Source organism: Parvimonas sp. C2, assembly GCF_035282405.1.
Lineage (GTDB): Bacteria > Bacillota > Clostridia > Tissierellales > Peptoniphilaceae > Parvimonas.
This window is the reverse complement of sequence record NZ_JAYKBP010000002.1, coordinates 59,702-72,528: the sequence shown is the minus strand read 5'-3', so window position 1 is coordinate 72,528 and position 12,827 is coordinate 59,702. Positions and strand designations below refer to the sequence as shown.

19 protein-coding genes are annotated in these 12,827 nt (G+C 25.5%); all 19 read left to right on the top strand.

From position 1 onward, the window contains the following. Positions 1-2: 2 nt before the first annotated feature. Positions 3-884 (top strand): hypothetical protein, encoded by an 882-nt coding sequence (locus VJI95_RS03310; protein WP_324010246.1) that lies wholly within the window; start codon positions 3-5, stop codon positions 882-884. Positions 885-1,059: 175 nt separating this feature from the next. Then, on the top strand, positions 1,060-1,620 hold the full coding sequence (locus tag VJI95_RS03305) for an SMI1/KNR4 family protein (RefSeq protein ID WP_324010245.1): 561 nt from the start codon (positions 1,060-1,062) through the stop codon (positions 1,618-1,620). 184 nt (positions 1,621-1,804) lie between these two features. Continuing rightward, a complete protein-coding gene (locus VJI95_RS03300; protein ID WP_324010244.1) occupies positions 1,805-2,677 on the top strand; it encodes a hypothetical protein in 873 nt (290 codons plus the stop codon). 26 nt (positions 2,678-2,703) lie between these two features. After that, positions 2,704-3,216 (top strand): hypothetical protein, encoded by a 513-nt coding sequence (locus tag VJI95_RS03295; protein ID WP_324010243.1) that lies wholly within the window; start codon positions 2,704-2,706, stop codon positions 3,214-3,216. Further along, the gene (locus tag VJI95_RS03290) at positions 3,197-3,376 is read left to right on the top strand and encodes an immunity protein Imm33 domain-containing protein (RefSeq protein WP_324010242.1); all 180 of its coding nucleotides are present in this window, start codon (positions 3,197-3,199) and stop codon (positions 3,374-3,376) included. Before VJI95_RS03295 ends, VJI95_RS03290 begins: the two co-directional genes overlap by 20 nt. 22 nt (positions 3,377-3,398) lie before the next feature. Then, complete coding sequence (locus tag VJI95_RS03285; RefSeq protein WP_324010241.1) at positions 3,399-3,560, top strand: hypothetical protein; 162 nt, start codon at positions 3,399-3,401, stop codon at positions 3,558-3,560. 39 nt (positions 3,561-3,599) lie between these two features. Beyond that, positions 3,600-4,016, top strand: coding sequence for an immunity 70 family protein (locus tag VJI95_RS03280; RefSeq protein ID WP_324010240.1), 417 nt, complete (start codon positions 3,600-3,602; stop codon positions 4,014-4,016). Between the two features lie 169 nt (positions 4,017-4,185). Beyond that, positions 4,186-4,527: a hypothetical protein gene (locus VJI95_RS03275; RefSeq protein WP_324010239.1), complete on the top strand. Its 342-nt coding sequence runs from the start codon at positions 4,186-4,188 to the stop codon at positions 4,525-4,527. A gap of 12 nt (positions 4,528-4,539) precedes the next feature. Continuing rightward, complete coding sequence (locus tag VJI95_RS03270; protein ID WP_324010238.1) at positions 4,540-5,457, top strand: hypothetical protein; 918 nt, start codon at positions 4,540-4,542, stop codon at positions 5,455-5,457. 110 nt (positions 5,458-5,567) lie between these two features. Then, positions 5,568-6,038, top strand: a complete 471-nt coding sequence (locus tag VJI95_RS03265) for a hypothetical protein (RefSeq protein WP_324010237.1) — start codon at positions 5,568-5,570, stop codon at positions 6,036-6,038. 9 nt (positions 6,039-6,047) lie between these two features. Continuing rightward, positions 6,048-6,434: an Imm48 family immunity protein gene (imm48, locus tag VJI95_RS03260; protein ID WP_324000154.1), complete on the top strand. Its 387-nt coding sequence runs from the start codon at positions 6,048-6,050 to the stop codon at positions 6,432-6,434. 163 nt (positions 6,435-6,597) lie between these two features. Next, a complete protein-coding gene (locus tag VJI95_RS03255) occupies positions 6,598-7,158 on the top strand; it encodes an SMI1/KNR4 family protein (RefSeq protein WP_324010236.1) in 561 nt (186 codons plus the stop codon). An 83-nt stretch (positions 7,159-7,241) separates the two neighbouring features. Then, a complete protein-coding gene (locus VJI95_RS03250) occupies positions 7,242-8,174 on the top strand; it encodes a hypothetical protein (RefSeq protein WP_324010235.1) in 933 nt (310 codons plus the stop codon). Positions 8,175-8,200: 26 nt separating this feature from the next. Continuing rightward, the gene (locus VJI95_RS03245) at positions 8,201-8,713 is read left to right on the top strand and encodes a hypothetical protein (protein ID WP_323999834.1); all 513 of its coding nucleotides are present in this window, start codon (positions 8,201-8,203) and stop codon (positions 8,711-8,713) included. A gap of 104 nt (positions 8,714-8,817) precedes the next feature. Then, positions 8,818-8,943 (top strand): SMI1/KNR4 family protein, encoded by a 126-nt coding sequence (locus VJI95_RS03240; RefSeq protein WP_324010234.1) that lies wholly within the window; start codon positions 8,818-8,820, stop codon positions 8,941-8,943. Beyond that, complete coding sequence (locus tag VJI95_RS03235) at positions 8,924-9,379, top strand: SMI1/KNR4 family protein (RefSeq protein ID WP_324010233.1); 456 nt, start codon at positions 8,924-8,926, stop codon at positions 9,377-9,379. Before VJI95_RS03240 ends, VJI95_RS03235 begins: the two co-directional genes overlap by 20 nt. A gap of 42 nt (positions 9,380-9,421) precedes the next feature. Beyond that, positions 9,422-10,351, top strand: a complete 930-nt coding sequence (locus VJI95_RS03230) for a hypothetical protein (protein WP_324010232.1) — start codon at positions 9,422-9,424, stop codon at positions 10,349-10,351. 260 nt (positions 10,352-10,611) lie between these two features. Next, positions 10,612-11,832 carry an MFS transporter gene (locus VJI95_RS03225; protein WP_324010231.1) on the top strand — a complete coding sequence of 407 codons (1,221 nt, stop codon included), beginning with the start codon at positions 10,612-10,614 and terminating at the stop codon, positions 11,830-11,832. After that, a complete protein-coding gene (locus tag VJI95_RS03220) occupies positions 11,832-12,722 on the top strand; it encodes a LicD family protein (RefSeq protein WP_324010230.1) in 891 nt (296 codons plus the stop codon). The genes VJI95_RS03225 and VJI95_RS03220 overlap by 1 nt, the downstream gene beginning before the upstream one ends. The last annotated feature ends 105 nt before the right edge of the window (positions 12,723-12,827 follow it).

The window sequence follows — 12,827 nt, the reverse complement described above, 5'->3', positions numbered from 1 at the left end:
TAATGAGTGGAATTACTATTTTTTACAATGAAAAATTTGGATATATAATAGGCTCACATACTAAGCAAGCAAAAACTAATATACCTACTACTTTGGATCAGGTCGAAATATTGGAACCCGCTACTTCAATAGAAAATTTATCAAAATATATGTATAAGGCAATTGAAAAATCATTTAATAATCCAATCTATAACAATGAAATTTTACCTAAGTATTGGACTGTTTCTGGGATTAAATCATTTACAAGTTTTAGTAAAAATTTTTCATCTGTGAAAATCATTGTAGATGATGGCATTTGTAAGTGTTATAAATTAATGTTAGCAACAAAATCAGGAGGATATAAAGTAGATAAAAATTATTACTTTGAATGTCCAAAAGAATTTTTATATAATGAAATAAATAGAATAAAAAGTTTGCTACTTATGGTTAATGAAAATAATTTTAAGAATGGTGGATTTGAAACAGCAGATGATTCAAAAGTTAGTTATAAACTTCTGCCTGATGAATATATAGATATAGAAGATGGACATACAGATGCTTATCAAATATATATTCATGAAGAATATGAAAATAACTATATAGGATTTATGATAGATACTGCATATGAAAGTTTTTCAAGTGAAGATATAAAGAAAACATGGACAAGATGGCATGGGGATTTAAAATCTTTTAAGTATAAAGAGATTGACAACAAAGAATACTATGTAGAAATTATCGGAAAAAATAAAAAGATAGAAAAACATTCATACTTATATAAAGATGGAGAAGAAGTATTAGAGCTTACATTTGAAATTGATTTAGTAAATACTCCATTAGAATTACAAGAAAAAATAAAGAAAGATTTTAAAAAATTTGTTAAGTCAGTTAAAGTAGTTAATAAATAACAATAGTAATGAAGTTTTTACATTTTAAAAGTTATGAAGAGAAGAAATCCCAAGATTTCTTCTCTTTTTGTATTATTTTTATATTAATGATATAATAATGAAAATGTTGAGTGAAAAATTTATGAGAATATTTTTAGTAAATTTACATAATGGAAATTTTTAAATGGGAGGCTATATGTTAATATCAAAAAACAAAGTAATTCAAAATGCTTCAAAAATATTAGAAGAAGATTTAAAAATTAAATTGTCGGAAGATTATTCTAAATTTTTAGATAAGTATAATGGTGGAGTAACATATAATTCGGAAGTGAAAATTGGAAGAAAATGGGATGATGTATGTGGATTTAATGGAGCAGGAGATGTAGATAAAGATTATAGTTTTGAATCAATGAAATCAATGGGAGTTTTAGAAGGCTATTTAGAAAAAGGATTTTTACCAATCGCTGATAATATGCTTGGAGATTACTATTGTTTATCATTAAAAACAGATGATTATAGCTCTATTTATTTATTATATCATGATTTACTAGGAAAAAAGAAAAAGATATTTTCTAGTTTTACAGAATTTATAAATAATATAAAGAGTGAGGAAATTGGACATATAGATACAATGGAAGAAAGAGAAAAAATAGCTATAGAAAATGGTTATGGAGATGAAGTTGAATTATTACGTCCAGTTTGGAAAAAAGAAATAGAAAAATTCAGTAAGATTGTTCAAGAAGAGGTAATTTTATAAATATTATTACTAAAAAATAAGTTTAATTAGAGAAGAAATCATGTGATTTCTTCTCTTTTTGTATTATTTTTAGATTAGTGATATAATAAAAAATAAATAGTCAAATAAATTGTATTAATAATGTAATTGAATGTGCGAATAAGAACAATATAATATTAAAAATAATAGTTGGAGGAAATTAAAAATGATATCAAAAGCAAGCACATCGGTATATGTAAGTGATAATATATTAATAGTTCATAGTCTTAGAGATGAAAGAGGATTATGGGTAAGTCAATATCAAGATAAAATTTATTCATATGAAATGTCTAATACAGAATTTGGAAATGAGATATTAACTAAATTAGAATATTCAGAAAATTCAAAACATAAAAATTCTGAAAAAGATTTTTGGACAATAACAGGAATAAAATCTTATAACACATTTTGTAAAAAATATAAATTTATAAAGATTTTAAAATATGATGATAGGATCAAGGTTGAACTTTGGGTTAGTATTGGGAAAGGATATATTGGAAGTAAGAATCCTAATAATATTGTAGAGTTATTGTTACCAATTAATCCGGAAGTTTTGGGAGAAACCGTACGCAATTTAGCATTAAATTCTAAGGATATAGATTTTGAATGTGGTGGATTTGAAACAGCAGATGATTCAAAAGTTAGTTATAAGCTACTTCCTGATGAATATATAGATATAGAAGATGGACATACAGATGCTTATCAAATATATATTCATGAAGAATATGAAAATAACTATATAGGATTTATGATAGATACTGCATATGAAAGTTTTTCAAGTGAAGATATAAAAAAAACATGGACAAGATGGCATGGGGATTTAAAATCATTTAAGTATAAAGAGATTGACAATAAAGAATACTATGTAGAAGTTTCTGGAAAAAATAAAAAGATAGAAAAACATTCATACTTATATAAAGATGGAGAAGAAGTATTAGAGCTTACATTTGAAATTGATTTAGTAAATACTCCACTAGAATTACAAGAAAAAATAAAGAAAGATTTTAAAAAATTTGTTAAGTCAGTTAAAGTGGTTTAATTATTTACTAGAATGGAGGCCATAAAATGGTAATAGAATTGGTAGCAAAACTTAAAACAGCAGAAGAGTTTTTTGAACAGTTTAAAAGTGAAGATATAAAAATAGAAGAAATATTGTTGGATGCTTTATCAAATTCAAAGCCTGAGGATAGATATAAGATAAGCAAGTTTTTAATTGAGAATGGAGCAAATGTTAATGAGGTAGATTGTGAAGGATATAATGCTTTACAGGTATTATTAGACAGAAGAAATCATGTAATAGAAGAAACTGCAATACTATGTAAGGAACTAATAAAAAGAGGAGTGGATATAAATCATAAGGATAAATATGGACAAGTAGCATTTGTTTATATTATTAGAATGAATAACTTTAGTGATAGTGAATTGGAAGAATTGTATGATGTGTTTTTATCTCAAGATAATTTGAATCTTTTAGATAAAGATAAATTCAATAATACGCCTATTGAGTATGCTGAAGGGCTCCCATACAGAGAAGGTATATATGAAAGGATGGAAAAGTATGTTTCACAAAATAGATAAATTTCATGAAAAGACAGAATTTATCAAAAATGCGGGAGCATGTATAGTTTCTAAAAATATTTTAGAAGGTAAAGGTTATTTAACTTGGATTTTAAGAGAAAAAGGGGCTCATCCATCAGATACAGGATGGAGATTTTTTTTCAAATATAGATACAGATGAGTTTGTAAATAATCCAAAAAATATGGTGGTTTGTGATTTTAATACAGTAGCAGAAATAGAACCAGCAATAATAACAATCTATACTTTACCGGTTGGAACTGATTTACAATTGGTAAAAATAGATGGGAAAATTAAATTTTTTGACAATATAACAGAAAAAGAAATTGACTTGGATTATAAATAAAAGTTAAAAAATAAAAATTTTAATAAAAAGGAGGATATTATGGCAGTTGGACTTAAAATAGATTTTTTATGGTATTCAATTGGCAGTCCTGATTTTCTTCATTCGTTTTTTTCAACAATTTGTGTTAATCTTGAAAATTCAAATTGGGGAAGTAGGTTTCCAACATTGATGAAAGAATTATATCAAGGGAAATTAAAGCATGAGAATATTGATTCTGCAATTCGGGAATTAAATGAAATTGAATTATTATTTAAAAAGCTTGGTACTAATAAAGTAGTTTGGGATATAGATAATCTCAAATTATCACCGCCTTGGCGAGATAATATCAGTTCTGATATTCATAATCTATCAGAGTACTTTTGGACTAGTGATGGATATAATCTTTTTGAGATAATAAGAGAAGCGTTAGAAGAAGGGAAAAAAGAACAAGTAGATGTTGAACTTAAAAGTATCTAATGACTTTTGTTGGATTTAGATATTTGAAATTGAAATAGTGTAAATATAAGGTTAATATATTTTAGTTTGAAAAACTCTTTTCAAAAAATAGTTATTTTTTAATTTAGGATATATTTAAAAACTAATATTGAGTAAGATTAAATAAAACAGGATAAGGAGATAAAAAAATATGGAGAATATTGTTCATCTAAAAGAACCGGTAATTCATGAATTTGATTACGATGAAGAAATAGCCGGTAGTTTAAAAAGTATAGATTTAAATATAAAATATTACAAAAATGAGGAAATTTTAGAGAAACTTATTAAAAAATATATTGATGAATTATATAATTTTAACGGGAAATTTTTGGGAGATATAGAAATATTTCCTGAACAAATACAACGTAAAGTATTACATATGATTGTTCCAAATATTAAACTAAGTGATTCACAAATTAAAGCTATAAATTCGGCGTTGGATTATGCTGAAAGTAAAGATATATATCTTAATATTATAGTTGGAATAGATTAGGAGGAATATAAAATGAAAATATATGCGACTGTATCAGTATTTAAAAATAAAAATTATATAATTTTTCATAAAGTAAATATTGATAACAGATGGATAACACAAAATTCAACTGATATTCATCCGATAGAAAATGAAGAATATGGATTAGGATTGAGCGTATTATCTGCTTTAGATAAATCAGGAAAAGGGATATTAAGTTATAGTAATGAAAATTATTGGGAGACTCTTGGGTTTAAAACATTTGGTTCTTTTTCAAAAAATCACGATTTGGTCAATATTCTAAAATTTAATAACTTCTATCAAATAACACGTTGGAAAAAAGATAGAGGTGGATATATTCCTGATAGTAATATAGAAAGTATAGAATTACCATTAAATGCTACTGCTAAGGAGATTGAGGACGGAATAAAAAAACTTCTTGAAGTAAGATTAGAAGAAACAGAAATTTGTTCTTTAGAAACTTTAAATGATTCAAGAGTTGAGTATAAAGTTCTAGATTTTTCTAATTATATTGATAAAGGTGATGCACATACAGATGCTTATCAAGTATACGTTCATGAAGAATATGAAAATAACTATATAGGATTTATGATAGATGAAGGATATGAAAACCAATCAAATACTAGCGTAAAAAAATTATGGGGAAAGTTGTTTCGTGATTCTTTAAGTGAAAAAATAAAAAAAATATGGACAAGATGGTATGGTGCTTTAAAATCTTATGAGTATAAAGAGATTAAAAACAAAGCATATTATGTACAGATTATTGGAAAAACAAATAAAATAGAAAGACATTCTTATTTGTTTAAAGATGGAGAAAATTTTTTAGAGCTTACATTTCAAATTGATTTAGTTGACACTCCATTAGATTTACAAGAAATGATTAGAAAAGATTTTATTGAACTTGCTGAATCGGTGAAAATATATCATTAGTGAAAGGTAATTATTTCTTATAGGCTTTATTCAAAATGAATATTAAATTTAAGTCTTTATAAAAATAATTTTTTGTAAATTAAATATTCTATTATGGAAAGGTGGATTAAATGAAAATAAGAGATAATGTTATTGAGAAAATAAAAAATATTGAATTTTTAAAGGACAATAGAAGTACTAATATTCCAATTATTTTATTGAATGATATTGAAACTGCTGAAAATAATATTAATAGTATAAGTTGGGGAAATTATTTTCTAGAAAAGCGAGGAGATTTTACAGTATATTTATTTAAAAATGAACCAGATATTTTTAAAGAGTGGAATAATTTAGCAGAAGATGCTAATAATAGAATTGGAGCTTTTGTTGAAGAAAAATTATATAATTTGGTTGAAAATAAAAAAATATCTAAATCTATGGTTCCTAAAATATTATATGATATGGTTACTTTATCAATTTACTTATCATTAAAGCAAGAAAAAGCAAATATAGAGTCAGTTTTTTTGAATGAGTTATATGAATTATATCAGTCTGGATATATTCCATGTGGACGTTCAAGAGGAAAGTACAAAGTGTTATAAGGAGAAACAATGGAAATACAAGTAGATAAAACATTAAAAATGGTTGATAAAATAGTTAATAGTATAACAGTAGATTTAAATGATGAAATGCAAAGACAAATTCTTTCGGGATATATTTTTGGAGTATTAAATGGATTAGCTTATGAAGAGTCTGTATCTGCACTGGATGTTAAAGCAATTATGATTCGTATTGCTATTGAAAAGTTAAATTATGAGACAAAAGTAGCTACAGAATTGGTTGATTTTTTAATCGAATCAACTAGGAAAGAATTTCATCCTACAATGAATGCTATCATTCATAGAGGTATTTCAGCATATTATTTGTATTTAGAAGAAAAATCTGATGATATAAAGAAAGACTTTGATGATATTATTACTGTTATAAAATCTTCATAAAGTGATTATAATATATTTAAAATTTTGAGAAGAAATCACACGATTTCTTCTCTTTTTGTATTATTTTTATAATAATGATATAATAGTGAAAATGTTGAGTGAAAAATTTATGAGAATATATTTAGTAAATTTACATAATGGAAATTTTTAAATGGGAGGTTATATGTTAATATCAAAAAATAAAGTGATTCAAAACGCATCAAAAATATTAGAAGAAGATTTAAAAATTAAATTACCAGAAGATTATTCTAAATTTTTAGACAAGTATAATGGGGGGAGAACATATAAATCAAAAGTAAAAATTGGAAGAAATTGGGAAGATGTTTGTGGATTTAATGGAGCAGGAGATGTAGATAAAGATTATAGTTTTGAATCAATGAAATCAATGGGAGTTTTAGAAGGCTATTTAGAAAAAGGATTTTTACCAATCGCTGATAATATGCTGGGAGATTACTATTGTTTATCATTAAAAACAGAAGATTATGGATCTATATACTTATTATATCATGATTTACTAGGAAAAAAGAAAAAGTTGTTTTCTAGCTTTACCGAATTTATAAATAATATAAAGAGTGAAGAAATTGGACACATAAAAACAATGGAAGAAAGAGAAAAAATAGCTATAGAAAATGGTTATGGAGACGAAGTTGAAATGTTGCGTCCCGTTTGGAAAGAACAAATAGAAGAATTTAGTAAGATTGTTCAAGAAGAGGTAATTCTGTAAAATAATTTTTTAATTTATAGTAGTAGCCATTACTTTTAAAGGTTTAAAATATTATAAGATAAAGAATAATTGGAGGAGAAAAAATGACAGATGAAGGAAGAGTATCAGTTTTTTGGGGCGAAAATATTTTAATAATACCGCTTTTAAGAAGTGAATTTGGTTTTTGGGTAGCTCAATATCAAGAAGAAATTTATTCACTTACAATGTCTAATATAGAACTTGGAAAAGATATATTAACTAAATTAGAATATTCAGATAATTCAAAAGGTAAAAACTCTAAAAAAGATTTTTGGAAAGTAACGGGAATAAAATCTTACAACACATTTAGTAAAAAATATAAATTAGTAGGTATTTCAAAATATGATGACAAGATTGAGGTTAGACTTTGGGTTTATGCTGGAAAAGGCTATAGTGGAAGTGAAAATCCAAATCATACTGTAGAACTAACATTACCAATTAATCCGAAAGTATTGGGAGAAACTGTACGTAATTTAGCATTAAATTCTAAGGATATAGATTTTGAAAATGAATTTAAATATGGTGGATTTGAAACTGCAGATGATTCAAAAATTAGTTATAAACTTTTACCGGATGAATATATTGATATAGAAGATGGACATACAGATGCTTATCAAATATATATTCATGAAGATTATGAAAGTAATTATATAGGATTTATGATAGACAGTGGATATGAAAGAGTAATTAATTCTGTCATAGAAAAATTATGTGAAAAGTTGTTTTATAATACTTTGAATAAGAAAATAAAAAAAACATGGACAAGATGGTATGGACCTTTAAAATCTTATGAGTATAAAGATGTTAATAATAAAATGTATTATGCACAGATTTTTGGAAAGACAGATAAAGTAGAAAAACATTCATATTTATTTAAAGATGGCGAAGAAGTTTTAGAGCTTACATTTGAAATTGATTTAGTAAATACGCCACTAGATTTACAAGAAAAAATTAGAAAAGACTTTATTGAACTTGTTGAATCGGTGAAAGTAATTTAATTATTTACTAGAAGGGATGTCATAAAATGGTAATAGAATTAGTAGCAAAGCTTAAAACAGCAGAAGAGTTTTTTGAACAGTTTAAAAGTGAAGATATAAAAATTGATGAAATATTGTTGGATGCTTTGTCAAATACAAAGCCTGAGGATAGATATAAGATAAGTAAATTTTTGATTGAGAATGGAGCAAATGTTAATGAGATAGATTGTGAAGGATATAATGCTTTACAGGTTCTATTGTCTGCTCGATTGCATATAATAGAAGAAACAGCAATGCTATGTAAGGAACTGATAAAAAGAGGAGTGGATATAAACCATAAGGATAAATATGGACAAGTAGCATTTGTGTATATTATTAGAATGAATAATTTTAGTGATAGTGAATTGGAAGAATTATACAATTTGTTTTTATCTCAAGATAATTTGAATCTTTTAGATAAAGATAAATTCAATAATACGCCTATTGAGTATGCAGAAGGGCTCCCATACAGAGAAAGTATATATGAAAGGATGAAAAAGTATGTTTCACAAAATAGATAAATTTTATGAAAAGACAGAATTTATTAAAAATGCTGGAGCAAGTGTAGTTTCTAAAAATAAAATGAATTGACACAAATGATAATAATTTTTAAAATGGAGGCTATATGTTAATATCAAAATTTAATTCAGTAAATAATGTTGGAGAACAAGTAGAGAAAAAGTTTAATATAAAATTACCTTTGAGTTATATTAAATTTTTAGATAAGTATAATGGGGGGGGATACTTATAAAACAAAGGTAAAATTTGGAAGAAAAAAAGATGATATTACAGCATTTTATGGTTTAGGAGAAACTGATGGGACTCATAGTTTTGAAAAATTAGAACATTATGGAGTAATAGAAAGATTATCAAAAAAGAAATTATTTCCTATTGCAACAAATAGTGGAGGAGACTACTATTCAATCAGTTTAGATGAAAATAATTATGGTGAGATATATCTATATTATCATGATTTACTAGGAAAGAAGACTAAAGTAGCTACTGACTTTATTGAATTTATTAACAATTCAAAGAGTGAGGAGATTGGGCATGTAAAAACTATGGAAGAAAGAGAAAAAATAGCTATAGAAAATGGTTATGGAGATGAAGTTGAAATGTTGCGTCCTATTTGGAAAGAACAAATAGAAGAATTTAGTAAGATTGTTCAAGAAGAGGTAATTTTATAGTTTTTTAAGAGCTTTATATATTTGTTGGAAGGAATTAATATAATGAGTGGAATTACAATTTTTTATAATGAAAAATTTGGATATATAATAGGGTCTCATACTAAGCAAGCAAAAACTGATATACCTACTACTTTGGATCAGGTTGAAATATTGGCACCTGCTGTTTCAATAGAAAATTTATCAAAATATATGTATAAGGCAATTGAAAAATCATTTAATAATCCAATTTATAACAATGAAATTTTGCCTAAGTATTGGACTGTTTCTGGGATTAAATCATTTTCAAGTTTTAGTAAAAATTTTTCATCTGTAAAAATTATTGTAGATGATGGTATTTGTAAGTGTCATAAATTAATGTTAGCAACAAAATCAGGAGGATACAAAGTAGATAAAAATTATTACTTTGAATGTCCAAAAGAATTTTTATATAATGAAACAAATAAAATAAAAAACTGGCTACTTATGGTTAATGAAAATAATTTTAAGAATGGTGGTTTTGAAACTGCAGACGATTCAAAAATTAGTTATAATCTTCTACCGGATGAATATATTGATATAGAAGATGGACATACAGATGCTTATCAAATATATATTCATGAAGAATATGAAAATAATTATATAGGATTTATGATAGACAGTGGATATGAAAGAGTAATTAATTCTGTCATAGAAAAATTATGTGAAAAGTTGTTTTATAATACTTTGAATAAGAAAATAAAAAAAACATGGACAAGATGGTATGGACCTTTAAAATCTTATGAGTATAAAGATGTTAATAATAAAATGTATTATGCACAGATTTTTGGAAAGACAGATAAAGTAGAAAAACATTCATATTTATTTAAAGATGGCGAAGAAGTTTTAGAGCTTACATTTCAAATTGATTTAGTAAATACTCCATTAGAATTACAAGAAAAAATAAAGAAAGACTTTACAAAATTTGTTAAGTCAGTGAAAGTAATTAAAAAATAGAATCGAAATTATTAAAGGAAGAAATTGAAAAGATTTCTTCTTTTTGTTTGAATATTATTAAATATTTGTTGAATTTAGATAATAGACAAGGATTTTTAAATATGATATAATAGCTTTGGCAAAAATATGATTAGATATCTATTTTATTATAATATTGAGAATAAATATTTTAAGATAATTTTTTAGAAATTTAAGCAAATTTTTAGAAATAAAATATAGATAAATTTATTTTTTGCTATTTTATTATTTGGAGGAAATATATGTTCGGTTATTCGAAAAAAGAATTGAGTTGGATTTTATATGATTGTGCGAATTCTGCTTATTCTATGGCAATTACTACCGCATTGTTCCCGGTTTATTTTGGAATGGTCGGTGGAAAAGAGATGGATTTAGGATATTATAATTCATTTGCCAGCATTATTATTGCAGTTCTTAGTCCGGTGCTTGGAACAATAGCTGATTTTAAAGGTATGAAGAAAAGATTATTTACAATTTTTTCACTTTTTGCAATTTTTTCAACATTATTTTTATCTTATGTAGGAGAATTCGGATTACCTTTATTAATGTTTTTTTACATTTTAGGATGTATAACTTTTGCAGGATCAAATATCTTTTATGATGCATTTTTAGTTGATGTAACACATGATGATAGAATGGATAAAATTAGTACTGCAGGATTTGCCTATGGATACATAGCAAGTGTAATACCTTTTATGTTTTGTTTAGGAGCTGTTTTGATTTTTGGAATGAAAAAGCCTTTAGGCTATCAAATTGGCTTTGCTATAACAGCTCTTTGGTGGTTAGTACTTACAATTCCAATGTATAAAAATGTTGACCAAGTATATGGGGTAGAGCCTGTTCCCAATCCTGTTAAGGAAAGTTTTGGAACAATTCTTCACACATTAAATAATATTAAAAAGAACAAAGTTGTTGTTATCTTTTTATGTTCTTACTTCCTTTATATTGATGGAGTAGATACAATTATAAAGATGGTAATACCTTATGCTAAATCAGTTTTAGATGCAGAAAAATTTGATATACTTTTTCTTTTAGGAATTTTGATTTATGTTCAAATAATAGCATTCCCTTTTGCTATCATTTATGGAAGATTAGCAGAAAAATTTGGAACTAGAACCATGATTAAAGTAGGAATTATAACATATATGGTTTCTGTAATGTTTGCTTATTTTATGAGTAATTTAGTTCATGTTTTTATACTGTCAACATTTATAGCGTCTGCTCAAGGTGGAATTCAAGCATTGAGTAGAAGTTATTATGCAAAGATAATACCGAAGGAAAATGCAAATGAATTTTTTGGATTCTATAATATATTTGGAAAGTTTGCAGCTATAGTAGGACCATTTATTATGAGTTTTATAACTACAGTAACACATAACCCAAGATATTCAATTCTTGGTATAATTCCATTATTTGTTGTTGGTTATATAATAATGTTACAATTACCAAAGGAAGAAAAATAATGATTTTTAAATTTGATTCAAAAAATACTTGGAAAATTAAAAGTGAATTTAAAAAATGTAAGTTTGATATTGATTTTGAAGCTTTAAAGAAAAAAGAATTAGAAATTTTGAAAAATTTTATTTCTTGCTGTGAAAAAATGAATTTGACTTATTATATAAGCTATGGAACTCTACTTGGTGCAATTAGACATAAAGGTTTTATTCCTTGGGATGATGATATAGATGTATGTATGCCAAGAGGTGATTATGATAGATTTATAAAAGAGGGTAGTGAATATTTACCTGAAAATTATTTTATTCAAACGATGGAGTCAGACCCGAAATATGCATTAAATTTTGCAAAACTTCGTGATAGTAACACAGCTCTTTTTGAAAAACATGTATTAGATGTAGATATTAATCATGGAGTATTTATTGATATTTTTCCTGTTGATGGATATATTAAAGGTCAAAATAAAGTTTTGGATTTAAGAGTTAAAGAAAAACCTGTTTTTGAAGAGGCAGATACTAATGCTTTTTCAAATGCATTAAGTGGTTTTAGCAAGAAATTTGTGTATAAATTAAGTGAAACTATACCTAACAAATTAAAGATTGATCTTTCAAAAAATTCTATCCCAAAAGATAATCCTAAATTTGAGGACTGTGAATATGTGGCATGTTTGGTTGACAGTTTTTATATAATTCCTTTCAAAAGAGCTTTATTAGGAAAAGGAAGAAAGGTCGATTTCGAAAATATCAAAGCTAATGCTCCTGAAAATTACGATGAATATTTAAGAGTTTTATATGGAGATTATATGAAATTGCCTCCAGAATCCCAAAGAGAAAATCATCATAATTTTCATTTGGCAGATGTAAATAAAAGTTTCAGAGAATATCAAGAAAAAATTTAAGCTATGAGTAAAAACATAGCTTTTTTTGATTGTTTTGTAGAATTTTTTTGAATTTTTTGATATAATAGTTACAGTTTTGCACTATTTACTAATTTTTTGAGTTAA

Coding starts and splice junctions, on each gene's coding strand:
- VJI95_RS03235 (WP_324010233.1), top strand. CDS start 8,924: ATGGGGGGGGATACTTATAAAACAAAGGTAAAATTTGGAAGAAAAAAA.
- VJI95_RS03220 (WP_324010230.1), top strand. CDS start 11,832: ATGATTTTTAAATTTGATTCAAAAAATACTTGGAAAATTAAAAGTGAA.
- VJI95_RS03265 (WP_324010237.1), top strand. CDS start 5,568: ATGAAAATAAGAGATAATGTTATTGAGAAAATAAAAAATATTGAATTT.
- VJI95_RS03250 (WP_324010235.1), top strand. CDS start 7,242: ATGACAGATGAAGGAAGAGTATCAGTTTTTTGGGGCGAAAATATTTTA.
- VJI95_RS03225 (WP_324010231.1), top strand. CDS start 10,612: ATGTTCGGTTATTCGAAAAAAGAATTGAGTTGGATTTTATATGATTGT.
- VJI95_RS03295 (WP_324010243.1), top strand. CDS start 2,704: ATGGTAATAGAATTGGTAGCAAAACTTAAAACAGCAGAAGAGTTTTTT.
- VJI95_RS03270 (WP_324010238.1), top strand. CDS start 4,540: ATGAAAATATATGCGACTGTATCAGTATTTAAAAATAAAAATTATATA.
- VJI95_RS03310 (WP_324010246.1), top strand. CDS start 3: ATGAGTGGAATTACTATTTTTTACAATGAAAAATTTGGATATATAATA.
- VJI95_RS03230 (WP_324010232.1), top strand. CDS start 9,422: ATGAGTGGAATTACAATTTTTTATAATGAAAAATTTGGATATATAATA.
- VJI95_RS03300 (WP_324010244.1), top strand. CDS start 1,805: ATGATATCAAAAGCAAGCACATCGGTATATGTAAGTGATAATATATTA.
- VJI95_RS03305 (WP_324010245.1), top strand. CDS start 1,060: ATGTTAATATCAAAAAACAAAGTAATTCAAAATGCTTCAAAAATATTA.
- imm48 (WP_324000154.1), top strand. CDS start 6,048: ATGGAAATACAAGTAGATAAAACATTAAAAATGGTTGATAAAATAGTT.
- VJI95_RS03285 (WP_324010241.1), top strand. CDS start 3,399: ATGGTGGTTTGTGATTTTAATACAGTAGCAGAAATAGAACCAGCAATA.
- VJI95_RS03240 (WP_324010234.1), top strand. CDS start 8,818: ATGTTAATATCAAAATTTAATTCAGTAAATAATGTTGGAGAACAAGTA.
- VJI95_RS03275 (WP_324010239.1), top strand. CDS start 4,186: ATGGAGAATATTGTTCATCTAAAAGAACCGGTAATTCATGAATTTGAT.
- VJI95_RS03290 (WP_324010242.1), top strand. CDS start 3,197: ATGTTTCACAAAATAGATAAATTTCATGAAAAGACAGAATTTATCAAA.
- VJI95_RS03245 (WP_323999834.1), top strand. CDS start 8,201: ATGGTAATAGAATTAGTAGCAAAGCTTAAAACAGCAGAAGAGTTTTTT.
- VJI95_RS03280 (WP_324010240.1), top strand. CDS start 3,600: ATGGCAGTTGGACTTAAAATAGATTTTTTATGGTATTCAATTGGCAGT.
- VJI95_RS03255 (WP_324010236.1), top strand. CDS start 6,598: ATGTTAATATCAAAAAATAAAGTGATTCAAAACGCATCAAAAATATTA.